The 21,854-nt window shown below is 75.3% G+C and carries 24 protein-coding genes and 1 pseudogene; 12 read left to right on the top strand and 13 right to left on the bottom strand.

What is annotated here, in order from left to right:
• Positions 1 to 53 precede the first annotated feature (53 nt).
• Positions 54 to 326, bottom strand: a pseudogene (locus ASG36_RS23085) (hypothetical protein); the annotation flags it as partial.
• On the opposite strand from ASG36_RS23085, the gene ASG36_RS22880 reads away from it, so the two are divergent.
• A complete protein-coding gene (locus ASG36_RS22880) occupies positions 286 to 417 on the top strand; it encodes a hypothetical protein (protein WP_255354609.1) in 132 nt (43 codons plus the stop codon). The pseudogene ASG36_RS23085 and the gene ASG36_RS22880 sit on opposite strands and share 41 nt — an antisense overlap.
• Positions 418 to 672: 255 nt before the next feature.
• On the top strand, positions 673 to 2,850 hold the full coding sequence (locus ASG36_RS08000; protein WP_162245175.1) for a SpoIIE family protein phosphatase: 2,178 nt from the start codon (positions 673 to 675) through the stop codon (positions 2,848 to 2,850).
• Between the two features lie 14 nt (positions 2,851 to 2,864).
• Here the strand turns inward: ASG36_RS08000 and ASG36_RS07995 are convergent, their stop codons facing one another.
• Complete coding sequence (locus ASG36_RS07995) at positions 2,865 to 3,434, bottom strand: helix-turn-helix domain-containing protein (protein WP_055761654.1); 570 nt, start codon at positions 3,432 to 3,434, stop codon at positions 2,865 to 2,867.
• A gap of 47 nt (positions 3,435 to 3,481) precedes the next feature.
• On the opposite strand from ASG36_RS07995, the gene ASG36_RS07990 reads away from it, so the two are divergent.
• Entirely contained in the window at positions 3,482 to 4,345 is an 864-nt protein-coding gene (locus ASG36_RS07990; RefSeq protein ID WP_055761651.1) for a trans-aconitate 2-methyltransferase, read from the top strand.
• 13 nt (positions 4,346 to 4,358) lie between these two features.
• Here the strand turns inward: ASG36_RS07990 and ASG36_RS07985 are convergent, their stop codons facing one another.
• On the bottom strand, positions 4,359 to 5,960 hold the full coding sequence (locus ASG36_RS07985) for an HNH endonuclease signature motif containing protein (protein ID WP_055761648.1): 1,602 nt from the start codon (positions 5,958 to 5,960) through the stop codon (positions 4,359 to 4,361).
• Between the two features lie 121 nt (positions 5,961 to 6,081).
• Here ASG36_RS07985 and ASG36_RS07980 point away from each other — a divergent pair, with 121 nt between their 5' ends.
• Positions 6,082 to 6,411, top strand: a complete 330-nt coding sequence (locus ASG36_RS07980) for an iron chaperone (RefSeq protein WP_055761645.1) — start codon at positions 6,082 to 6,084, stop codon at positions 6,409 to 6,411.
• Positions 6,412 to 6,418: 7 nt separating this feature from the next.
• On the opposite strand, the gene ASG36_RS07975 is transcribed toward ASG36_RS07980, so the two are convergent.
• Genes ASG36_RS07975 through ASG36_RS07960 form a run of 4 tightly spaced genes read right to left on the bottom strand, consistent with a single transcriptional unit; the run spans position 6,419 to position 10,315 of the window.
• Entirely contained in the window at positions 6,419 to 7,447 is a 1,029-nt protein-coding gene (locus ASG36_RS07975) for an aldo/keto reductase (RefSeq protein WP_055761642.1), read from the bottom strand.
• A gap of 31 nt (positions 7,448 to 7,478) precedes the next feature.
• Positions 7,479 to 8,402, bottom strand: coding sequence for a pseudouridine-5'-phosphate glycosidase (locus ASG36_RS07970; protein ID WP_055761639.1), 924 nt, complete (start codon positions 8,400 to 8,402; stop codon positions 7,479 to 7,481).
• The gene (locus tag ASG36_RS07965; protein WP_162245174.1) at positions 8,399 to 9,295 is read right to left on the bottom strand and encodes a carbohydrate kinase family protein; all 897 of its coding nucleotides are present in this window, start codon (positions 9,293 to 9,295) and stop codon (positions 8,399 to 8,401) included. The genes ASG36_RS07970 and ASG36_RS07965 overlap by 4 nt, the downstream gene beginning before the upstream one ends.
• 33 nt (positions 9,296 to 9,328) lie before the next feature.
• The gene (locus ASG36_RS07960) at positions 9,329 to 10,315 is read right to left on the bottom strand and encodes a LacI family DNA-binding transcriptional regulator (RefSeq protein WP_055761633.1); all 987 of its coding nucleotides are present in this window, start codon (positions 10,313 to 10,315) and stop codon (positions 9,329 to 9,331) included.
• A 30-nt stretch (positions 10,316 to 10,345) separates the two neighbouring features.
• Between ASG36_RS07960 and ASG36_RS07955 the strand changes: the two genes are divergently transcribed.
• Positions 10,346 to 10,708, top strand: coding sequence for a helix-turn-helix domain-containing protein (locus ASG36_RS07955; RefSeq protein ID WP_055761630.1), 363 nt, complete (start codon positions 10,346 to 10,348; stop codon positions 10,706 to 10,708).
• Between the two features lie 157 nt (positions 10,709 to 10,865).
• A complete protein-coding gene (locus tag ASG36_RS07950) occupies positions 10,866 to 11,633 on the top strand; it encodes a GAF and ANTAR domain-containing protein (RefSeq protein ID WP_055761628.1) in 768 nt (255 codons plus the stop codon).
• Positions 11,634 to 11,639: 6 nt separating this feature from the next.
• Here ASG36_RS07950 and ASG36_RS07945 read toward each other — a convergent pair whose 3' ends face one another.
• Complete coding sequence (locus tag ASG36_RS07945) at positions 11,640 to 12,350, bottom strand: GAF domain-containing protein (protein ID WP_157498643.1); 711 nt, start codon at positions 12,348 to 12,350, stop codon at positions 11,640 to 11,642.
• Between the two features lie 149 nt (positions 12,351 to 12,499).
• Positions 12,500 to 13,039, bottom strand: a complete 540-nt coding sequence (locus ASG36_RS07940; RefSeq protein WP_055761622.1) for a dihydrofolate reductase family protein — start codon at positions 13,037 to 13,039, stop codon at positions 12,500 to 12,502.
• Between the two features lie 285 nt (positions 13,040 to 13,324).
• On the opposite strand from ASG36_RS07940, the gene ASG36_RS07935 reads away from it, so the two are divergent.
• Positions 13,325 to 13,930: a TetR/AcrR family transcriptional regulator gene (locus tag ASG36_RS07935; protein ID WP_055761619.1), complete on the top strand. Its 606-nt coding sequence runs from the start codon at positions 13,325 to 13,327 to the stop codon at positions 13,928 to 13,930.
• Between the two features lie 83 nt (positions 13,931 to 14,013).
• A complete protein-coding gene (locus ASG36_RS07930; protein WP_055761618.1) occupies positions 14,014 to 14,451 on the top strand; it encodes a tautomerase family protein in 438 nt (145 codons plus the stop codon).
• A gap of 10 nt (positions 14,452 to 14,461) precedes the next feature.
• On the opposite strand, the gene ASG36_RS07925 is transcribed toward ASG36_RS07930, so the two are convergent.
• On the bottom strand, positions 14,462 to 15,781 hold the full coding sequence (locus ASG36_RS07925; RefSeq protein ID WP_055761614.1) for a DUF2254 domain-containing protein: 1,320 nt from the start codon (positions 15,779 to 15,781) through the stop codon (positions 14,462 to 14,464).
• Positions 15,782 to 15,968: 187 nt separating this feature from the next.
• Here ASG36_RS07925 and ASG36_RS07920 point away from each other — a divergent pair, with 187 nt between their 5' ends.
• Positions 15,969 to 16,502 (top strand): copper chaperone PCu(A)C, encoded by a 534-nt coding sequence (locus tag ASG36_RS07920; protein ID WP_055761611.1) that lies wholly within the window; start codon positions 15,969 to 15,971, stop codon positions 16,500 to 16,502.
• Between the two features lie 20 nt (positions 16,503 to 16,522).
• Here the strand turns inward: ASG36_RS07920 and ASG36_RS07915 are convergent, their stop codons facing one another.
• Positions 16,523 to 16,939, bottom strand: coding sequence for an ATP-binding protein (locus ASG36_RS07915; RefSeq protein WP_055761609.1), 417 nt, complete (start codon positions 16,937 to 16,939; stop codon positions 16,523 to 16,525).
• Positions 16,940 to 17,071: 132 nt separating this feature from the next.
• On the opposite strand from ASG36_RS07915, the gene ASG36_RS07910 reads away from it, so the two are divergent.
• The 3 genes from ASG36_RS07910 to ASG36_RS07900 all read left to right on the top strand — a co-directional run bounded on the left by ASG36_RS07910 (position 17,072) and on the right by ASG36_RS07900 (position 20,099).
• Positions 17,072 to 17,878, top strand: coding sequence for a DNA-formamidopyrimidine glycosylase family protein (locus ASG36_RS07910; RefSeq protein ID WP_055761606.1), 807 nt, complete (start codon positions 17,072 to 17,074; stop codon positions 17,876 to 17,878).
• A gap of 118 nt (positions 17,879 to 17,996) precedes the next feature.
• The gene (asnB, locus tag ASG36_RS07905) at positions 17,997 to 19,844 is read left to right on the top strand and encodes an asparagine synthase (glutamine-hydrolyzing) (RefSeq protein ID WP_082522854.1); all 1,848 of its coding nucleotides are present in this window, start codon (positions 17,997 to 17,999) and stop codon (positions 19,842 to 19,844) included.
• Between the two features lie 42 nt (positions 19,845 to 19,886).
• Positions 19,887 to 20,099, top strand: a complete 213-nt coding sequence (locus ASG36_RS07900) for a hypothetical protein (protein ID WP_055761598.1) — start codon at positions 19,887 to 19,889, stop codon at positions 20,097 to 20,099.
• Here ASG36_RS07900 and ASG36_RS07895 read toward each other — a convergent pair.
• Together ASG36_RS07895 and ASG36_RS07890 are read right to left on the bottom strand one after the other, a co-directional pair.
• Complete coding sequence (locus ASG36_RS07895) at positions 20,074 to 21,240, bottom strand: GDSL-type esterase/lipase family protein (RefSeq protein ID WP_200944364.1); 1,167 nt, start codon at positions 21,238 to 21,240, stop codon at positions 20,074 to 20,076. The two genes, ASG36_RS07900 and ASG36_RS07895, sit on opposite strands and share 26 nt — an antisense overlap.
• Positions 21,237 to 21,821, bottom strand: a complete 585-nt coding sequence (locus tag ASG36_RS07890) for a TetR/AcrR family transcriptional regulator (protein WP_055761597.1) — start codon at positions 21,819 to 21,821, stop codon at positions 21,237 to 21,239. Before ASG36_RS07890 ends, ASG36_RS07895 begins: the two co-directional genes overlap by 4 nt.
• Positions 21,822 to 21,854 lie beyond the last annotated feature (33 nt).

The following is a 21,854-nucleotide window of genomic DNA, read 5'->3' as shown; positions in this document are numbered from 1 at the left end:
GCCCCGACGGCCGAGACGATCCCCAGCGCCAGGCCGCGGCGGCGGGTGAACCAGAACGCCACGGCGGTCGTGGCGGTCAACCCCAGTGCGCCCTGCCCGGCCAGCCGGACGCCGACGAACCCCGCCGTCAGCCCGACCAGGCTGCTGACCAGGGACAACCCGACGAGGACGGCGCCGAAAACCGCCCCGATGACGGCCATCGTCCGCCGGGCGCCGAACCGGTCCAGGGCCCGACCCACCAGGGGCATCGCGGCGGCGCCGGTGAGCGTGCCCACCAGGTAGGCGGTGGCGACGGCCGAGCGGCTGATGCCCAGCTCGGCGGTCACCGGGCCGATGAAGGCCGCGATGCCGGCGGTCTGGCCCGGGGCGGTCAGCGCCAGTGCCAGGGCCGAGACGCCGACGACGTGCCAGCCGTAGAACCCGCCGGGCGAGCGGCTGCGGGGCCTGGACGTGGGGTTCCTCCGTGGGGTCGAGAGCCTCCGGGCAGGACCCTCGACGTACACCGTAAGCGTCTGCTTGACTCCTCGGGTGCGACCTGATGACGACGGGTTGCGCTCCTCCGCGCCGTCCCCGGCCGTGGGCGCCGACCTCGTCGTCCCCACGCCGGCCGTCGCCGGTGGGGCGCACCGGGACGACGCGAGGGCCCCTGGGCGGGGTCCCTCTGCCGCGTCCGTGCACGCCCAGAGCGACGCGGTCGCCGCCGCCACGCAGGCCGCGGACCCCGCGTCCCCGGTGCCCAGCTCGGCCCTGCCGGCGATCCTCGGGGACGTGCCGGTCGCGGTGCTGCTCATCGACCAGTCCACCGGCGAGGTCACCTTCGCCAACGGCGCGGCCATGGACCTGGCCGGCAAGGTGCCCCTCCCGGTGGCGACGGACAGCTGGGGCGCCGCTGCCGGGCTCACCGATCTCGACGGTCGCCCGCTCGCCGGCACCGATGCCCCGTTGTCCCGGGTGGCGGCGGGTCAGCCGCTGGCCGGGGAACCGGTCCGGTTGTCCCCGCGGCGCAGCGACGACCGCGAACGGGCCGGCGCCCACGACGGCCGGGACGACCAGCTGCTGTGGGTCACCGGGTTCCCGGTGACCACGCCGGAGGCCTCCGCCGCCGACCAGCAGGCGCTGTCGCTCGTGGTGTTCCTGCCGGTCGCCGACCCCGAGGCCCGTGACGGCGGGGTGCTGCTGCAGCGGCTGCGCGAGGGTGCGGTGTTCGCCACCGACATCTGCTTCACCATCAGCGACCCCCGGCAGCCCGACGACCCGCTGGTCTGGGTCAACCCCGCCTTCACCCGGGTCACCGGGTACTCGCTGGGGGAGGTGGTGGGCCGCAACTGCCGGTTCCTGCAGGGACCGGCCACCGACCCGTCGGCCCTCGAGGAGCTGCGGGCCGGGCTGGCCGCGCGGCGCCCGGTGACCGTCACGCTGCTCAACCACCGCAAGGACGGCACGGCGTTCTGGAACCAGCTCTCGGTGAGCCCGGTCCTCGACGGTGCCGGTGAGCTGGTCAGCTTCGTGGGCGTGCAGGCCGACGTCTCCCAGCGGGTGGTCGCCGACGCCGAGCGGGGGCGGGCGCTGCGTGCGGAGACCGCGGCCCGGGAGACCGCCGAGCAGGCCCAGCAGCGGCTGCTCCTGATGGCCGAGGGCACCGGCCAGCTGACGGCGACCCTGGACACCGGCGAGCTGCTCGACCGGCTCACCGGCATCTGCGTGCCGGGGCTGGGGGACTGGGCCTTCGCGGTGGGGCTGGACGACCACGGCCAGGTCGGCCGGGCGTCCGCCGCGCACCGGGACGGCGACCGGCCCGAGCTCGCCGCGCTCGTCGAGCTGGTCACCGGGCGGCCGCCGCCGGCCGGTTCGCCCGCCGCGGCCGCCATCGCCGACGGGACGGTGGGCCTCCTTGCCGACCTCACCCCGCAGGCGCTGGCCGGCCACGTCAGCACCGAGGCCGGCCGCCGGCTGATCGAGTCCCTCGGGATGCGGGCGCTGCTCACCGTGCCGATGACCGCGCGCGGTCGGACGCTCGGCGTGCTCAGCCTGGTGCGCACCGGCTCGCCCTTCGCCCTGGACGACGTCGAGGTGGCCACCGACCTCGGCCGCCGGGCGGCGATGGCGATGGACAACGCCCGGCTCTACCAGCTGGAGCAGTCGGTGGCCGAGACGCTGCAGCGCTCGTTGCTGCCCCAGCTGCCCGACGTCCCCGGGGTCACCGCGGTGGCGCACTACGAGGCCGCGTCCGCGGGGGCCGCGGTCGGTGGCGACTTCTACGACCTGATCGCGCTGCCGGACGGCGCGGTCGGGATCGCGATCGGCGACGTCGCCGGGCACGACATCGACGCCGCGGCCGAGATGGGCCAGCTGCGCGGGCTGCTCCGGGCCTGCGCCTACGACGGTGGCAGCACCGAGCCCGGCCGGGTGCTCGACCGGCTGGACCGGCTGGTGCTGGGTCTCGGGCTGCGCACCCTGGCGACCGTCACCTACGCCTGTGCCTGCCGGGCCGAGGACGGCAGCTGGACGCTGCACGTGGCCACCGCCGGGCACCCGCCGCTGCTCGTGCACGCCCCGGACGGCGCCGTCCGGCAGCTGGACGACGTGCGCGGGCTGATGATCGGCGTGGCCGACGGCGCCTCACGGGTCTCGGTGGCCCACCACCTGCCCGCCGGCAGCACGGTGCTCGCCTACACCGACGGGCTGGTCGAGCACCGCGGGCCGGACCTGGACGTGGGCACCGCCCAGCTCATGGCCGCCCTGGCCGCCGTCGGCCCGGTCACCGGACCGCAGGAGCTCTGCTCGACGGCGATGCGCCAGGTGGACGCCCGCCTCGACGACACGGCCTGCATCGGCGTCACCCTGCACTGAGGGTCCGTGCCTGCTCAGTGCAGGTGGGTGCGCTCGCCACCGTGGTCGAAGATCGCGAGGATCTCGGCCGGGCCGCCCTCGGCGCCGAACGAGTGGGGGGTCATCGTGGAGAACGAGGCCGCCTCGCCCGCCTCGACCCGGATGGTCCGCTCGCCCAGGAACAGCACGACCGTGCCCGACAGCACCGTGAACCAGTCCCGGCCGGGGTGCACCGGGAGCTCGCCGGCACCGCGCGTCGGAGCCGGCCGGGTGAGCCGCAGCTTGGCCACGGTCATGCCCTGCGGGCCGTTGTCGCCGTTGAGCTGCCAGCTGGTGAAGCCCTGCTCCTCGTTGCGCTGCGGTCGGATGACCACGTCGTCGTCGGAGTCGGAGGCGACCAGCTGGTCCAGGGTGGTGTCCAGCGCCCGGGCGATGCCGCTGAGCTGGTCCAGGCTGATCCGGCGGGCGCCGGTCTCGATCCGGCTCAGCGTCGAGGCGCTCTGGTGGCACCGGCTGCCCAGGTCGTCGAGGGACCAGCCACGGGCCACCCGCAGACCGCGGATGCGCTGCCGGACGAGAGAGTCGACGTCACCGTCTTGCGTCATGCGCAACAGCGTAGGACTTCGGCGCAAGGCCGTCCTACCGTCGGGGCATGACCTCCCACGCGCACGGCCACGCCCACTCGCACGACCACGGCTTGGCCCAGGGCGGCCTCGCCGAGCTGCTGGACCTGGATGCCGAGGTGCTCGGCGACCACCTGGACGACGTCCTCGGCTGGGTGGCCGCCGCGGTCGGTGACGGAGCGGTCCGGACCGTGCTGGACGTCGGCGCGGGCACCGGCACCGGAACCTTCGCCCTGCTGGAACGGTTCCCCGACGCCCGGGTGGTCGCGCTGGACGTGGACCCGGACATGCTCGCCCACCTGGCTGCCCGGGCAGCGGAGCGGGGCGTGGGGGACCGGGTCCGCGGGGTGCAGGCCGACCTGGACGGCGACTGGCCCGACGTCGGGCCGGTGGACCTGGTGTGGGCGTCCTCGTCGCTGCACCACATGGCCGACCCCGACCGGGCGTTGGGCCGGATGCGCGACGTGCTCGCCCCCGGCGGCCTGCTGGCGCTGACCGAGATGGACTCCTTCCCCCGCTTCCTGCCCGACGACGTCGGGGTGGGGGAGCCCGGCCTGGAGGCGCGCTGCCACGCCGCGGCCGCACAGGCCCGGGCCGAGCACCTGCCGCACCAGGGTGGTGACTGGGCGGCCCGGATCGCCCGCGCGGGGTTCACCGTCGAGGACGCCCGGGTGTCCGTGGTGGAGGTGCCGGCGCCGCTCTCGCCGACCGCCCGCCGGTACGCGCTGCTGTCCCTGCGGCAGATGCGTCGCGGCCTGGCCGAGCGGGTGGGTGCTGATGACCTCGCCACCCTCGACGTCCTGCTCGACGACCACCGCCCCGAGGGCGTCGCGCAGCGCCCCGACCTCCGCGTCCGCGCCACCCGCGACGGCTGGCTCGCCCGCCGGCCCTGAGTCGCCCCGCCGCTCAGAAGGGCGGCGGGTCGTCGGCGGGTGGGGGCAGCTCGGGGACCGCGGTCTCCAGGGGGTGGAGGAGGTCGTCGGGTCGGAGCCGGTGGTGGGTGCCCGGGGGTGCGGACGTCCTGGTGACCCCGGACGGTGTGGTGACCGACAGTCGTCCGTCGGGGGTCATGGAGTAGTGCCAGCCGGGTGCGTGGGTCTTGAGGCGGTGGTGTCTGCGGCAGAGGTTGCAGAGGTTGTCGCAAGACGTCGGTCCGCCGTCGTGGAAGGCGACGACGTGGTCGGCGTCGGTGAACCGGGCCGGTCTGGAGCAGCCGGGGTGGCGGCAGGTGCGGTCGCGGGCGTCGATGAACCGGTTCTGCTCGGCGGTGGGCCGGTAGGCGTCGGTCGGTGGTGGTGCGTCCAACACCGGGCAGTCGCAGGACAGGCCCGTCCCCTGGTGCTCCAGGCACCCCCTGCGGGCGAGGTGACGGAGCTGGTGCGGGGTCACCACAGCTCGCAGCGTCTCGGTCCCGGGTTTGGTGAGGGCCACGTCGACTGTGCTGCCCGGTGGGACCTGCAGACCGGTGGCGGTGCAGAACCCCAGTTGGGTGAGGAGTTCCCGGAGGTGGGCTGCGGTGATGGGCTGGTTGCCGATCCGGCCGCACTCCGGTGGCGCATCGGGGCCTGGCGGATCAGCGCTGGGGTTCTCGACCAGGCTGGGCAACGGGGCCAACAGCGTCAGGTGCGCCGTGACCGGCTCCAGGGAGGTGTCCCACGGCCGCAGGATCAGGTCGCTCGCAACCAGAGCGCGGAGTTCGCCGATGGGGCGGGTGTCCCCAGCGGCCTTGCGCATCCGGGCGTAGGTGTCGCAGGTGTCCCACGACGCGGCCGCGACCTCAGTGGGCATCCGGACCACGAAGTCGGCGAACCCGTCTGCGGGGTTGCGCACGGTTACGTCGGTGAGCTTCTTCGCGGCCTTGCGCCGGCGGTCAGAGGCTTCGGCGTCGTACTGGAGCAACAAGGCGGCAGCCCGCTCCCGCAGTCGGTAGGGCCCCTCGCCGGAGATCGCCCAGTCCAGGGCCTCGTGTTCCACGGCCGCGACGACGTCGGGGTCCACGGCCGGGGCCTGCCACCCGAGAGCGGTGACCAGCGCCTGGGCGCGGGCCTGGTCGATGCGTCCGTCAGCCAGGGCGTGCCACGTGTCGACCAGCTGCTCGCGCAGCACCAGCGAGAAGTTGGCCAGCGTGTCGGCCCGCATCCGCGACGTGCCCAGGACGGTGGCGAGCTCGTCGGTGAAGAACTCGGTGACCCCGTTGAACGTCCTCCCGGACCCCCAGCCCTCGACCCTGGCGGCGGGGTCGTCAGGGTTCAGGTCCCACAGGTCTGGCCGCACGTCGGCGAACCGCTTCACCACATCGGCCCGGAACGCCGCCAGCTGGGAATCCGCGTCGGCGAGGGCCTGCAGGGCGGAGGCGCAGGCGGCGTCGTCCCAGTGGGAGACGTCCACGATCTCCGACAACCGCGTCCGCCGACGGGTCACCCCGGCAGGCAGCTCCTCGTCAGGCCACGGGTCGGGCGCGGCCAGGGACGCCGACACCCCGACCTCCCAGCGCAGCCCCGTCTCCATGCCACGAAACTAGAGGAGGGGTCTGACAGAAACGGGGCCCGAACAGGGCCTCCAGCAGGACTTTCTCTGTCACCCTACGACTGCGCCGGGTCACGGCGCGAGCGACCGACGGAGGCACCCCGTGAGCGACGTCGACGACTACATCGCCGGCTTCCCGGCACCCACCCGGGCCGCCCTGGAGGAGTTCCGGGCTGCGGTGCACCGAGCCGCGCCGGGGGTGACCGAGACGATCAGCTACCGCATGCCCACCTTCGTGCTCGACGGCCGGCCGCTGGTGCACGTCGCCGCGTGGAAGGAGCACATCGCGCTCTACCCGCTGCCGGCCGGCGACCCCGAGGTGGACGCCCACCGCACGAAGGCAGCCACCGGCCGTTTCCCGCTGTCTCAGCCGGTGCCCGTCGCGGTGGTCGAGCGCGCGGTGCGCCTGCTGCTCGACCGACGGGCGGACTGATCCCGCGTCAGAGGCTCCCGCCGACCGGCGCCGCGTACGGCTCGATCGCCGCGAGCTCGTCGGCGGACAGATCGGGGCCGGCGAGGGCCTGCAGGTTGGCCTCGAGCTGGGCGACCGAGCTGGCGCCGATGATCGCCGTCGTCACCCGGTCGTCGCGGAGCACCCAGCGCAGCGCGAGCTGGGCCAGGGTCTGGCCGCGGCCGGCCGCGATCTCGTTCAGCGCGCGGGCCCGGGTGACCAGGTCGTCGGTGACGTCCTCGGACGACAGGTAGGCGCTGCGGGTGGCCCGGGACCCGGCCGGGACGCCGTCCAGGTACCGGTCGGTGAGCCGGCCCTGGGCCAGCGGGGAGAACACGGCCACCCCGGCGCCGGCGGTCGCGGCGGCCTCGAGCACGCCGCCCTCGGGGCTGCGGTCGAAGACCGAGTAGCGGGGCTGGTGCAGGGTCAGCGAGGTGCCCAGGTCGGCGAGCAGCTCGGCGGCGCGGGCGGTGTCGGCGGGGGAGTAGTTCGAGATGCCGACGTACAGCGCCTTCCCGGCCCGGACGATCGCGTCGAGGGCGCCCATCGTCTCCTCCAGCGGGGTGTCGACGTCCCGCCGGTGGGAGTAGAAGACGTCGACGTAGTCCAGTCCGGTGCGCCGGAGCGACTGGTCGAGGCTGGCCACCAGGTACTTGCGCGAGCCGCCGTCGCCGTACGGGCCGGGCCACATGTCGTAGCCGGCCTTGGTGGAGATCAGCAGCTCGTCGCGGAAGGGCCGCAGGTCGCTGGCCAGCACCGCGCCGAACGTCGTCTCGGCCGAGCCGTAGGGCGGGCCGTAGTTGTTGGCCAGGTCGATGTGGGTGACCCCGAGGTCGAAGGCCCGCCGCAGGATCGCCCGCGGGGTGGCCAGCGGCCGGTCGGCGCCGAAGTTCTGCCAGAGGCCCAGCGACACCGGCGGCAGCAGCAGCCCGCTGCGGCCGGCCCGGCGGTAGGCGGTGCTGGCGTAGCGGTCGGCAGCGGGGGCCCAGCCGGAGTCGGTCCGGTCGTCGGTGATCACGTCCGGATCATCGCAGGGCCCCCGCGGTCGGTCAGCGGCGCTCGACCAGGGCCCGGGCGACCTGGGCGGCGATCGCGGCGTTGTTCTCGGCGAGCGCCAGGTTGGCCGGGATCGACTCCCCGTCGGTCTCCTCCTCGATCCGCGCGAGCACGAACGGGGTGACCTTCGGCCCGGTCACGCCGGCCTGCTCGCTGGCCTGCAGGGCGCGGACCATCTTGGCCTCGATGTCGGCGGCCGGGATCTCGGCGGCCTCGGGGATCGGCACGCTCAGCAGCACCCCGGTCTCCTCGCGCAGCCGGGACCTGAGCACCCCGGCCACCTCGGCGGCGGTCTCCACCCGGTGCGGGACGGGCAGCCCGCTGGAGCGGGAGTAGAACGCCGGGAAGTCGTCGTGCTGCCAGCCGAGCACGGGCACGCCCGCGCCCTCGAGGAACTCCAGTGTGCGGGGGAGGTCGAGGAAGGCCTTGGCGCCGGCGCAGACGGTGACGACGGGGTGGTTGGCCAGCGCGTCGAGGTCGGCGGAGACGTCGCCGGTCAGCTCGACCCCGCGGTGCACGCCGCCGATCCCGCCGGTGGCGAAGACCTCGATGCCGGCGGCGTGCGCGAGCGCGACCGAGGCGGACACGGTGGTCATGCCCTCGGCCCAGCCCTGCGCGATCGCGACCGGCACGTCGCGCTCGGCGACCTTGTTGCTGCCCTCGAGCACCCGGTCGACCTGCGCGGCGTCCAGCCCGACGCGGGGCTTCCCGTCGAGCACCGCGGTCACCGCGGCGACGGCGCCCGCGGCCCGGACGGCGGCGACGCAGCGCTCGTAGGCCTCCCGGTTGCCCGGGGCGGGCAGCCCGAGGTTCGAGAAGATCGTCGACTCCATCGCGACGACGGGCGTGCCGGAGGCGAGGGCGTCGGCCACCTCGTCGCCGATCACGAGTCCGATGCGCTGGGCCAGGGGGGTCATGGGGTCTCCTCGTTCGGGGTGGGGACGGTGCGGGTGAGGCTGGCGCCGGGGTGGGAGAGCACGGCGGCGGCGAGGTCGTGCCCCGCGGTCACCGCCTGCTCCGGGGAGGCGCCGCGGAGGGTGGCGGCGAGGAAGCCGGCGGCGAAGGCGTCGCCGGCCCCGGTGGTGTCCCGGACGTCGGCCACCGGCGCGACGGCGACCCGGGTGCGGACGCCGTCCGGCGAGGTGATGGTCACCGGGTCCGCGCCGGCCTTGACCACCACGGAGGTGCCGGGCAGGGACTCCTCGACGAGGGATAGCGCGGCGGCCTCGTCGGCGTTGGCGAACAGGACGTCGGGGGCCAGGGCGCGCAGCGTCGCCAGGACGGCGTCGGCCCCCACCCGCAGGATCAGGTCGACCGAGGACGCGTCGACCGAGACCAGCGCACCCGCGGCGCGGCCGGCCGCGAACAGGTCGAGCGTCGCGGCGGCGCAGGTCGGCGTCGCCCAGGAGTAGGCCGGGGCGTGCACCACCCCGGCGTCGGCGACCCAGCCGGGCGGCACGTCGGCGAGCAGGGCGGCGGCACCGCGGTCGGGGAACATCGTGCGCTCGCCGTCGGGGGCCACGAGGATGACGTTGCTGCCGGTCCGGCCTTCGCGCTGCACCCGGACCTCGACGCCGGCGTCGGTCATCTGCCGCTCGAGGTGGCGGCCCAGCTCGTCGTCCCCCAGCCGTCCGATGAAGCGCGAGGCGGCGCCCGTGGAGGCGGCCAGCGCGGACACGTTGGCGGCGCTGCCGCCGCGCACCCGGGTGATCGTCGCCGGGTTGTCCGTCCCGTGGGCCAGCGGCCCGGACGGCCAGACGATGACGTCCTGGATGAGGTCGCCGATGCACACGAGCACCTGTCCGGGCACCGTCACTCCCTCGTCCTGCGCTGGGTTAGGCGCTTAACCTAGCAGCGTGGAGGGCGCTCCGGTGCTCTCCCGGACGACGAGTCCCACCGGCAGGACGACCTGCCCGCGCGCGGGCCCGCCGTCGATGAGCTCGCCCAGCAGCTCCGCCGCCCGCCGTCCCAGCTCGTGGGCCGGCAGCCGCACCGTGGTCAGCGCCGGCCCGGCCACCGCGGCGAAGGCGATGTCGTCGAAGGAGCCCAGCGAGACCTCCCCGGGGACGGCCACCCCCAGCTGGGTCAGCCCGGACAGCACGCCCAGGGTCTGGATGTCGGTCGCGCCGACGACCGCGGTCACGCCGTCGCGGCGCCAGGTGTCCCAGCGGGCCAGGGTCAGCTCGCGGGCGACCTGCAGGTCGATGCTGCACCGCTCGGCCTGCACGTCGGCGCCGGCGCGGGTCAGCTCCTCGGTCAGCGCCGTCCGGCGGCGGGTGAAGGTCGCCCAGGGGCGGGCCGCGTCGAGGTAGCGCACCCGCCGGTGCCCGAGGTCGAGCAGGTGCCGGGCCAGGGCGCGGGCGCCGGCCTCGACGTCGAAGCACACCCCGGGCCCGGGGGCGTCGGGGTCGTCCAGGTGCACCACCGGGGTGCCGGTCGCGACCGTCGCGCCCCCGGGCCAGTTCAGCAGCACCCCGTCGACCGTCGAGGCCGTGGCGTCGGTGAACGCCGGCGCCTGGTCCCCGGTGGACAGCGCCAGCACCAGGCTCGCCCGCCCGGCCAGCGCGTCGGCCACCCCGGCGGCCACCTGCGCGGTGAACGGGTTCGTCATGTCGTGGGCCAGCAGCGCGATGCTGTGTCCCCGGCCGGTGGCCAGTGCGCGCGCGGTCTCGTTGGCCACGTAGCCCAGCTCGGCGACGGCGGCCCGCACGCGCTCCTGGGTGGCCTCCGAGACCCGGCCCCGGGCCTTGCCGTTGACCACGAACGACACCGTGGCGACCGAGACCCCGGCCCGGGCGGCGACGTCGCTCGCCCGTGCCCGTCCCCCCACGGCACCAGTAGAGCAGCGCGGGTCGGTTCGATGTGCAGACCTCCGGCCGTGGTCGTCCTGTCCGAGCTCCCCGGCCGCCCGTGCTCGATCGCCGCCGCGCTGGAGGTGGTCGGGGACCGGTGGGCGTTGCTGGCCGTCCGCGAGGTCCACCTCGGTGCGCACCGCTTCTCCGACGTGCTGGCCGGAACCGGCGCGCCCCGCGACCGGTTGGCGGCGCGGTTGAAGGACCTGGTGGCCGCCGGTGTGCTGGAACGTCGTCCCTACCAGGACGCCCCGCCCCGCTCGGACCACCACCTGACCGAGGCCGGGCGGGAGCTCGTCCCCGTGCTCGCTGCGCTGAGGACGTGGGGACGGCGCTGGGCCGTCGAGGACGAGGACGCCTCGACCGGCTGACCCGTCGTCCCCGACGCCCGCCGGTCGGCGGGACGCGGCTACGGTGGACCGACCGGTCTCGACCGGTCGCGCGTCCAACAGCGGGCGTCCGCTGGGGTGTCGTCGGTCCCGCCGCCGCGCCCCACTGTGCAGGCACGTGCCTGCCGAGGGGCCCCGCATGAGCTCCACCGCGCACGACCCCACCCCGCACGACCCCACCCAGCACGACGACACCGCGCCGGAGGGCCCCGAGCTCCTCCTGCTGACCGACCACAGCACGACCGCGCTGCTGGAGCAGCTCGCCCGGACGGCCCGCCGCCGCGTCCCCGGCGTGGCCGAGGCGTCGGTGACGCTGCTGCAGGACGGCCGGGTGTCCTCGGTCGGCTGGACCGGCCTGCTGGCCTACGAGCTGGACGAGGCGCAGTTCGTGGCGGGCCACGGGCCCTGCGTGGACGCTGCCCGCTCGGGCGCGGCCCGGTGGGTCCAGGACAGCCGCGTGGACCGGAGGTGGCCGGTCTACCTCGACGCCGCGGTGGCCCGGGGTGCGCTGAGCTCGTTCTCGGTGCCGATCCCGATCACGACCGACGACGGCCTCCGGGCGGGGCTGAACCTGTACAGCACCGTCGCCGACGGGTTCTCCGTCCAGGCCCGGGAGACCGCCGTCGAGGTCGTGGTGGCCGCGGCCCCGGCGGTGGCCAACCGGCACGTCTACGACCTCGTGGTCACCCAGGTGGAGCACCTGCACCGGGCCATGGAGACGCGCTCGGTGATCGACATGGCCAAGGGCGTGCTGGCGTTCGCTCTGGGGCTGTCCGCCGACGAGGCGTTCACGGTGCTGGCCCGCCGGTCCCAGAACACCAACGTCAAGGTGCTCGAGCTGGCAGCGCAGTTGCTGGCCGCCGTCGCGGCCGGGGAGGGGCCGGCCGCGGTGGCGGTGTACCGCTGACCGGGGTCAGCCGGTGGGGAGCTCGCCGGCGAGCACCAGCTCCGCTGCCCGCTCCAGGTCCAGGTCGTGGGTGAAGGCGTGCGCCCGGAGCAGGGCGAGGGCGTCCGACGTGGTGCAGGCCCGCTGGCCGGCCAGGTAGCCGACGGCGATCCAGACCTTCTCCCGCGCCTCGGCGGAGGGTCCGGTGAGCCAGCTCGGGGTGCCCGCCAGACGGTCGTCGGCGGTGGCCAGGTCGTCGGCCAGGGCCGCGCCGACCAGGTCGGCCACGGTCTGGACGTCGTCCGCGGAGAGGGTCGTGACCGCGCCGGGTGACCGGACGTACAGGTCGATCCCGGCGACGCCGCCCAGCGGTCCCCCCACCGGGACGGCGACGACGCCGCGGAACGGGGTCCCGGTGACCAGCTGTCCGGCGTAGACCGGCCAGGAACCCTGCAGCTCGGGCAGTGCGGCCCGGACCAGGCGGTGCTGCCGCTGCGCGGTCAGGCAGGGTCCCTCGCCCAGGGCGAACTGCAGCCGTTCGGCGGTGGCCGCCACCGGGTCGCTGGCGCCCACGGGCAACCGGCGGTCGGCGGTGAAGGTGTAGCTGAGCCCGGCGCCGTCGACCTGGGGCAGCGCCGCGACGCAGGCGCGGGCCAACCGGTCGGGCAGGAGGGCGGGCTCGGCGGAGGAGGTCTCGAGGTGGCCGAGCGCGGCGGCGAACACGTCGGCGGTCGTCACCGTCGGCGCCCCGGGCAGGGCAGGACGGCAGACGGGGTGGCGAACGACACGGTGGGTCCTCGGGGGCAGTACCGGAGCACGGACCCCCGTTGCTCGAGGCCGCCCGCCAGTGTGCCCCTGTCGGCGTCCCCCGTCGCGGCGGGGCCGGGTCAGCCGGGGCCGTAGACCAGGTGGGCCACCCCGTTGCTGAGCCGGTCGGCCGCCACCAGGGTCAAGGGAGTCTGCGGGGCCCCCTCCGGGAACAGCCGGGTGCCGGTGCCCACCGCCACCGGGTAGACGAACAGGTGCAGCTCGTCGACCAGCCGGTCGGCCAGCAGGGCGCGGACCAGGGTGGTGCTGCCGCTGACGTAGAGGTCGCCGTGGGTGGTCAGCTCCCGGATGCGGTCAGGGTCGTAGCCGCCCAGCACCTCGGTGTTCGACCACGTGGGGTCGGTCAGGGTGGTGGAGACGACGTGCTTGGGGCTGTCGTTGAAGAACGGGGCACCCGGGTCGTCCTCGACGGTGCGGGTCGACCAGGCCGGCGCGAACATCTCGTACGTCCGGCGGCCCAGCAGGATGCCCGCCGCGTCGGCGGTGAGCGCGCCCACGGCCGCGGAGAGGTCCTCGGGGAACCCGTACGGGAACGTCCAGGTGGGGGTGTCGACGACCCCGTCGACGGTGGTGAACTCGTGGACCTTGATGGCGCCCATGGCTGCTCCAGGGGGAGTGGTCGGTCTGGTCGTGGAGGAGGACTCCGCCGACGGTCGGGACTCATCGTCTCCCGCGCGGGGTCAGAGGTCGGTGCGGCCGCTCCGCCGGGCGGGACGACGCAGCGGCCACCGGAAGGGCGGGGTGCCCGGGCCGGTGGGCGGCACGGGGGTGCGGGGCGTGGTGGGTCGGTCGGTGTGCACGACGGCTCCTCGGGTGGGGGTGTGCCGTCAGCCTGGCACACTTGCTTGTCGGCATGCAAACAAGTGGGGTGACAGACTGCCCGGGTGTCCGAGCCGGCGACCCGCAGGACCCAGGAGGAGCGCCGCGCGGAGACCGGACGGCGGGTGCTCGCCGCGGCGACCGAGCTGATCGCCCGCAAGGGCTCCCGGGCGGTCACCCTCGCCGAGGTCGGCCGGGCCGCCGGCTACAGCCGCGGGATCGTGCACTCGCACTTCGGCAGCCGGGAGCAGCTGCTCGAGGCGGTGGTCCGGGACGCCCAGCGCTTCGACGTCCCGGACGTCGCCGGTGGCGGGCTCGACCAGCTCGCCGTCCTGGTCCGGGCCTACCTCGGCAACGTGCGGGACCGGCTGCCCGCGACCGGGGCGTTCCTCCTGCTGTGGGCCGAGTCCGTCGCCGCCGACCCGGTGCTGGCCCCGTTGTTCGCCGAACGGGACCGGTCCTTCCGGGAGGCGCTCGCCGACGTCGTGCGGGCCGGGGTGGCCGACGGGTCGGTGCGGGGCGACGCCGACCCGGACGCCGTCGCCGTCCTGCTCCTGGGCCTGCTGCGGGGGATCGGCATGCAGCAGGCGTCCGCGGCAGGCGTCCCGGCCGACGACGCGCTCACCGCCCAGGTCGTCGAGGTCCTCCGGCGGGGACTCGCCGCCGACTGAGCGGTCGACGGGCCGGGGCCGGGCCGAGGGTGCAGGGTCGGCACCGTGCACCGCCGGGTGCCGACGACCCCCGAGGAGAACCCGTGCCCACGTACACCTGCTGGTCGGAGTCCGGGCTGGTCGGCCCCGAGCAGAAGCAGGCCGTCGCGACCGCGCTCACCGAGATCCACCACGAGGTCGCGGTCGCGCCCCGCTACTTCGTGCAGGTGATCTTCACCGAGCTGGTGCCCGGGTCGGTGTTCCTGGCCGGGCAGCCGGCGACCCGGGGCCACGTCTGGATCCGGGCCGACATCCGCGCCGGGCGGACGGTCGAGCAGAAGCGTGCCCTGCTGGAGCGGATCACCGTGGAGGTCGGCGCGATCCTGGGTCTGCCCCCGGAGGAGGTCTGGGTCTACGTCTGCGACATCCCGGGGTCCAGCATCGCCGAGCACGGCCGGGTGCTGCCCGAGCCCGGGGGCGAGGACGCCTGGTTCGACGCGCTCCCGCCCGACCTGCAGGAGCGGCTGGCCGCGCTGCGCTGAGCGGGCGCGGTCACCCGGTCTCGGTGCCGTGCGGGTGCAGCCGCGGGGCCCAGGTGCCGGCCAGGGCGTCCTCCACCGACCGGCGCCAGACCGCGGTCTCCTCGCTGGGCACGGAGGTGGTCTCGGCGGCGACCCGGCAGACCCGCTCGACGCCCTCCCGGACGGCGTCGTCCACGGTGCCCTCCGGGGCCCGCCAGGCCAGCTCGCGCAGCAGCCCGGCCAACCGGCGGAGCACCGCGGGGGAGCCGCCGGCGTACTCCAGCGGCTCCTCCAGGGCCACGTGCAGCAGGGCCGGCAGGTCCCACTGGGGGACGACGACGCGCAGCACGCCGTCCTCGTCGTGCGCCTCCACCGGCTCCAGACGGCGGTGCACCAGGTCCCCCAGCAGGGCCGAGACGTGCGACAGGGCGTGCACCGCGGTGGTGGGGTCGTTGATGCCGCTGCTCAGGGCGCGGGCGGCGATGTCGACGACCTTGCGCAGGCTGTAGGCGACGTCGGAGCGGGTGGCCCGCTCGAAGTCCAGCTCGACGGCGGTGCCCAGCGCCCGCCGGAGCGGGTCGAGGTCGGTGCCGGGCGGGGCCCAGGCGTGCGCCAGGGGCGTGCCGGCGACGACGGAGTCCCCGATCCGCAGGTCCAGCACCACCAGGGCGTCGCACCCCCGGGCAGCGGCCGCCAGGGCCTGCTCGTCGACCTCGACGAGGAACCCGCTTGACGTCGCGGCCAGCGGGGTGGCGGGCCCCTCGGGGAGCCGCACGGCAGACCGCGGCCCGGGGGGATCGGTGCCGAGCACGTCGTCGTAGGTGTCCACCGCCTCGTCGTGGACGTCGCGCAGCATCGTCTCCACCCGCAGCGACCGGGCCAGGTGGCCCAGGAAGAGCACCAGGGCGACGACGGCGCCCAGCGTCAGCAGGTAGGCCACGGTGATGGACAGCCGGGGCACGAAGGCGTAGTCGGACTCCGAGGCGTCCTGGGTGCGCACCGTGCGCAGCACGGTGAGGGCGTAGACGAAGGTGAGCACCAGCTGGGCCAGGGTCAGCTGGACGACCCGGTCGGTGACGAAGGTGGCCAGCAGGCGCGGGGAGTACTGGGAGCTGCCCAGCTGCAGGGCGACCACGGTCAGGGAGAACACCAGCCCGGTCACCGAGATCAGCGACCCGGCGATGGCGGCCAGCAGGTCGCGGGCGGCCGACGGGCCACCGCCGAACACGAACGTCAGCGGGCTGGCGCCGCCGCCGTCCTCGAGCACCTCGTCGACCGCCGGGAGCCCGACGCCCAGCGCGATGGCCACGACCACGCCCAGCAACGGGATCGGCCACAGGGAGCCGCGCATCCCCCGCCACAGCCGCCTCGCCGGGCCCGGACGCCGTCGCCTCACGAGGTGATCACCGCGCGCCCCTTCCCCGGCCCCCGTCCGGCAAACCCCGCGGGCGCGGAAGACGTGCTGCTCACAGGGGGGTTGGGGGGGTGATGGCCGGGTAGCCGTGGGCGGTCCGTCCCCCGTCGTCCCAGGAGTCACCGTGCGTCGTCGTCCCGTCCTCGTCAGCCTCGCCGCCGTCGGCGTGCTCGCCCTGAGCGCGTGCTCCGACGAGGCGCAGACCCGACCCAGCGGGGAGGTGGTCGGCGGCAACGCCGGCGTCGACGAGCGGGTCGGGGACGACCTGACCGTCGCCGACGTGGAGCTGGAGTTCCCCGACGACGGCGAGGGCTACGCCGAGGGCGACGACGCCGACCTCTACCTGGCGATCACCAACAGCGGCCCGGCCGACGACACCCTGGTCGAGGTGCGTGCCGCCGAGGCCGACTCGGTCGGCGGTGACCTGCCGATCGACGTGCCGGCGGACGACAACGTCTACGTCGGTGCCGAGGGCGGGCCCGAGCTGGTCTTGGAGGACCTGCAGACGGCGCTGCGTTCCTCCCAGTCCACCGAGGTCACCTTCGTCTTCGAGAACGCCGGCGAGGTCACCGTCGAGGTGCCCGTCGCGGCCTCCCCGCGCACCGACTCCGACGAGGACTTCTCCGGCGTCGACGGGGAGACCGGCAGCGAGGGCTGAGCGCGCCGTCCCTCCCGGGGTCAGACCGGCGCGGTCGGCATGAGCGCCCAGACCGTCTTCACGTCGTCCTGGGGCACCCAGCCGCAGGCCGAGGCCACGTGGGCGACCATGCCCAGGCCCATGCCGCCCTGGCCGGGGTCGCGGGTCGACGTGGGCATCAGCGGGGTCGAGGCAGCCCGGTCGCTGACCAGGAGCAGCAGGCCGTCGGCGGCGGCGCGCACCTCGACGTGGACCGGCGGCCGCCCGTGCCGCAGGCCGTTGGACATCAGCTCGTCCAGGGCCAGCACCGACTCCTCGACCCGGTCGGCCGGCAGCACGGGACCGGGCAGGTCGTCCCCGCTGATGTTCGTCCGGAACTCCCGGCGGACCGCGGCGAGCTCCTGCAGCCCGGACGGCGCCCAGGTCCAGCAGGTGTCGCCCTCGGGTGGGGGGGTCATCTCCCACGCACGTGCTCGGTCCACGACGGCCCTCCGGTCGGACGCACCGGGCCGACGGGCCCGACCCGCTGGTGATGCCCGCTCCACCGGGCTCCGACACCCCGCGGTGCGCGTGGCTACCGTGGGGTCCTCATGCCTGAAGGTGACACGATCTACCGCCTCGCCCGCCGCCTGGGTGTGCTGACCGGCACCGAGGTCCAGAAGAGCGACTTCCGCGTCGCCCGGCACGCCACCGCCGACCTCCGCGGGGCGCGGGTGCTGGGCACGACGTCGCGGGGCAAGCACCTGCTCACCCGGTTCGACCACGGCGGCGAGCTGATCACGCTGCACACCCACCTCCGGATGGACGGCGAGTGGAGCATCGTCGGAGCCGGCAAGACCCTGCCCCGACGGCTGATGGGCGAGGCCCGGCTGGTGCTCATGACCACCGGGGCGACCGCCACCGCGCTGCGGATGCCCGTCGTCGAGCTGCTGCCCACCAGCGCCGAGGACACCGTGGTCGGCCACCTGGGCCCGGACCTCCTCGACGACCGCCGGGACGTCGGCGAGCTGATCACCGAGGCGACCCGGAACCTCGAGGCGCAGCCGGACCGCCCGCTGATCGCGGCGCTGCTGGACCAGCGGGTGCTGACCGGGCTGGGCAACGTGTGGGTCAACGAGCTGTGCTTCCTGCGCGGGCACCTGCCGCTCACCCCGGTCGGCGAGGTCGAGGTCGAACCGCTGGTGCGGCTGGCGGCCCGGGCGATGCGGTTCGCGGTGCAGCCCACCGGCGTCGGCCGGGTGACCACCGGGAACACCCGCCCCGGCCAGCGTTACTACGTCTACGGGCGGGGCAACGAGGCCTGCCGTCGCTGCGGCACGCCGCTGCTGTTCTCCGCGGAGATCCCGAACGACCCGGAGGTCCGGCACACCTGGTGGTGCCCCAGCTGCCAGACCTGAGCGGTTCCGGCTCCGGGCCGGGCAGGAGTACCTGTGACACCGGGTTGCACACGACCACCCCGCGGCGTACCAATCAGTTGGTAAAGACAACTTGTTGTGCCACAGAGAGGTGGTCGACGTGTGCGGCATCGCGGGATGGGTCTCCTTCGACGGGGACCTGAGGACAGAACGGGCCACCGCTGCGGCGATGACCGACACCATGGCCTGCCGGGGGCCCGACGACGTCGGGCTGTACCTGCGCCCGCACGTCGCGCTGGGGCACCGCCGCCTGGCGGTCATCGACGTCGCGCACGGCCGCCAGCCGATGGCCCTGGCCGCCGACGGCGGGCTGGCCGCCGGCCCGGACGTGGAGCGGGTGACCGACGAGGACCTGGCGCTGGCCTACTCCGGTGAGGTCTACGACTTCCGCGAGCACCGCGCCCGCCTGGGCGGCCGGTTCGACACCGACAGCGACACCGAGGTCGTGCTGCGCGCCCACCGCGCCGGCCGCGGCCGGGACCCCCGCGAGGTCGTCGCCGGGTTCAACGGCATGTTCGCCTACGCGCTGTGGGACGCCCGCGCCCAGGAGCTGCTCCTGGTCCGCGACCGGCTCGGCGTGAAGCCGCTGTACTACCGGCAGACCGCCGACGGCGTGCTCTTCGGCTCCGAGCCCAAGGCCGTGCTGGCCCACCCCGACGTCCCCCGGGTGGTCGACGCCGCCGGGCTGCGCCAGGTGTTCGGCCTGGTCGCCGACCCCGCACACACCCCGTTCGCCGGGCTGCGCGAGGTGCCCCCGGGCCACGTCGTCCGGGTGACCCGCACCGGCGTGCAGGAGCTGCGGTACTGGCAGCTGGAGTCCACCCCGCACACCGACGACGTGGACGCCACGGTGCGCACCGTCCGCGAGCTGCTCGACGACACCGCCGCCCGCCAGCTCGTCGCCGACGTCCCGCTGTGCACCCTGCTGTCGGGTGGGCTGGACTCCTCGGCGCTCACCGCGCTGGCCGCCCGCCAGCTCGGGGCCGCCGGTCAGGGCCCGGTCCGCTCGTTCTCGGTCGACTTCGCCGGCAACGACGCCGACTTCGTGCCCGACGAGGTGCGCGGCACCCAGGACGCGCCCTACGTCGTCGACGTCGCGCGGCACGTGGCCAGCGACCACACCGACGTCGTGCTGGACGACGCCCGGCTGCTGGACGACGCCGCCCGGGCCGCCGTCCTGCGGGCCCGGGACACCCCGGGCATGGGGGAGATCGACACCTCGCTGTACCTGCTCTTCGCCGCCGTCCGGCAGAGCTCGACGGTCGCGCTGAGCGGGGAGAGCGCCGACGAGGTGTTCGGCGGCTACATCGACTTCCACGACCCCGCCGCCGTCGGCGCGGGCACCTTCCCCTGGCTGGCCGGGCGGATGGTGCGCGGGCACGGCCTGGGTGACCTCCTGCACGAGCGGGTCGCCAAGGAGCTCGACCTCACCGGGCACGTCGCCGACGCCTACGCCGCGACCATGGCCGAGGTGCCCCGGCTGGCCGGGGAGACCGGGCACGACGCCCGGATGCGCGAGGTCTCCTACGCCTACCTGACCCGCTTCCTCCCGGTGCTGCTGGACCGCAAGGACCGGATGAGCATGGCCGTGGGCCTCGAGGTGCGGGTGCCGTTCTGCGACCACCGGCTGGTGCAGTACGTGTTCAACGCACCCTGGCACCTGAAGACCTTCGACGGCCGGGAGAAGAGCCTGCTGCGGGCCGCAACGGCCGACCTGCTGCCGCGGTCGGTGGTGGAGCGGGTCAAGAGCCCCTACCCCTCCACCCAGGACCCGCGGTACGGCGCCGAGATCGCCCGCCGGTTCGGCGTCCTGGCCGACGACGGGACGACGCCGCTGGGCGAGCTGGTCGACCTCGAGGCCGCCCGCAGCGCGGGCCGGGACGTGCAGGACCGGCTGCTCTACGTCGACGCCTGGCTGCGCGAGTACGACGTCGAGGTGCAGCTGTAGGTCCCCGGGGGTGGCGCCCGGTGGCCCGGCACACTGGGCGCCATGACCCTCGACGACCTCGGCCTCGGCCCCGTCCTGACCGCCACCGTCTACCTGGCCCCGGTCGGCCTCAGCGACCAGGTCGCCGTGCTGAAGGACCGCAAGGTCGTGCTGCGCGAGGGCTTCACCCACGTGCAGACGACGACCGGCGGGCAGACCGTGGTCAGCGCCTACCCGGCCAGCCGGGTGGTCAAGGTCGAGGACCTCCGGAGCTGAGGTCCCGCACCGCGTCGGCGAACCGGCCGGCGACGGTGTGGTGTCCGGCGGCGCTGAGGTGCAGCCCGTCGGGCAGCGGGTCGGCGTCGTGGTCGGCCGGGCCGTAGAGGCCGAGGCCGTCGACCAGGTGCAGGTGCGGGTCCCGCCGGACGGCGACGACGGCGGCCAGCGCGGTGCGGACGACGGTGAGCGTGAGCTTGCCGGCGGCCACCTCGGCCGGGTCGCCGGTGGCCAGGAACCGCACCCGGCCGGTCGTGTACGAGGCGGGGTCGACCGCGCCCGGGCCGGGGGTGTCCTCGTGGAGCGGGCAGTACAGCGGGGTCACCACCAGCAGCGGGGTGGTGGGGTGCGCGTCGCGCAGGGTGTCCAGGAACCCGTGCACCGCCGGGCCGAACGCACGCAGCCGCATCAGGTCGGTGTTCACCAGGTTGATGCCGACCTTGACGCTGAGCAGGTCGGCGGGCGCGGCGGCCATCGTCCGGGCGGTGAACGGGTCCAGCAGCGCGCTGCCGCCGAAGCCGAGGTTCACCAGCGACAGCCCGGCTGCCGCGGCGGCCAGCGCGGGCCAGGTCTCCGTCGGGCCCTCGGCGTTCGTGCCGTGGCTCAGCGAGCTGCCGTGGTGCACCCAGACCGGCCGGGGGTCCGGCGCCGCGGGGCGGACGGGGGCGTCGGTGTGCAGCTCCAGCAGCTCGGTGGTCTCGGTGTGCGGCAGCCACACCTCGACCTCCTTGTCGCCGGGCGGCAGGGCCGGGAAGACGACCGGTCCGGGCTCGCCGTCGACCACGGTGCGGCTGCCGTCGCGCAGGTCGATCACGAGCTGCCGGCCGCCCGAGCTGTGCGCCCGGGCGGTGCGCACCCCGTCGACCAGCAGGTCGTAGGCGCCGTCCGGGCGGTCGGGGGTGCCGGCGTAGCCGACCCGGGTGCGCCGGGTGACCAGGGTGAGCGCGGTCGACGTGGTGCCGAACACGACCCGGACGCCGGAGGGCTGGGACTCGGCCATCAGCAGCTGGGGGTCCTCGTGCCGCTCGCGCACCCAGCCGGGGAGGCGGTGCGGGACCAGTCCGTCCGCGGTGGTCTCGACGTCGACGGCGCCGCGCAGCATCGCGGCGGTGACGGGTGTGCGGACGGGGGTGCTGGTCACGGGTGCTCCTCGGGGGTGGGGGTCCAGGAGCGGACGAGGGCGTCGAGGGACGCCAGGCACCGCTCCCAGCTGAGCTCGGGCGCGGGCTCGCTGTGCCCGAAGGCGCCGGCCCGCTCCAGGGCGACGAAGCCGGCGACGAGGCTGCCGAACAGCCGAACGGCGTGCACCTGGTCCTCGGCGCCGAGGGCGAACCCGCGCAGCGCGGCCCGGACGAAGGCGGCGTGCTCGGGGCCGGCGCTGCCCGCGGCGGTCGCCGGGTCCACCGGGAACGTCGAGGCGTCGTACCGGCCGGGGTGGGCCCGGGCGAAGTCCCGGTAGGCACCGGCCAGGGCGGCGAGGGCGTCCGCGCCGGCGCGGCCACCGATGGCGTCCCGGGCGAGGTCGGCCATCTCGCGCAGTGCGGCGACCGCCATCCGGGTGCGCAGGGCGTCCAGGCCGGCGACGTGGGCGTAGAGGCTGGGGGTGGCGACGCCGAACCGCCGGGCCAGCGCGGACAGGGTCACCGCCGTCGCCCCGACCTCGTCGGCCAGCTCGAGGGCGGCCCTCGTCAGGCCGTCCGCCGTCACACCGCTGCGAGCCACGACCGGAACCTACACCCATTAGGCTGATGACTT

Source organism: Geodermatophilus sp. Leaf369 (genome assembly GCF_001424455.1).
Taxonomy (GTDB): domain Bacteria; phylum Actinomycetota; class Actinomycetes; order Mycobacteriales; family Geodermatophilaceae; genus Klenkia.
The sequence above is the reverse complement of the archived record's forward strand: the minus strand, read 5'-3'. Positions and strand labels throughout refer to the sequence as shown.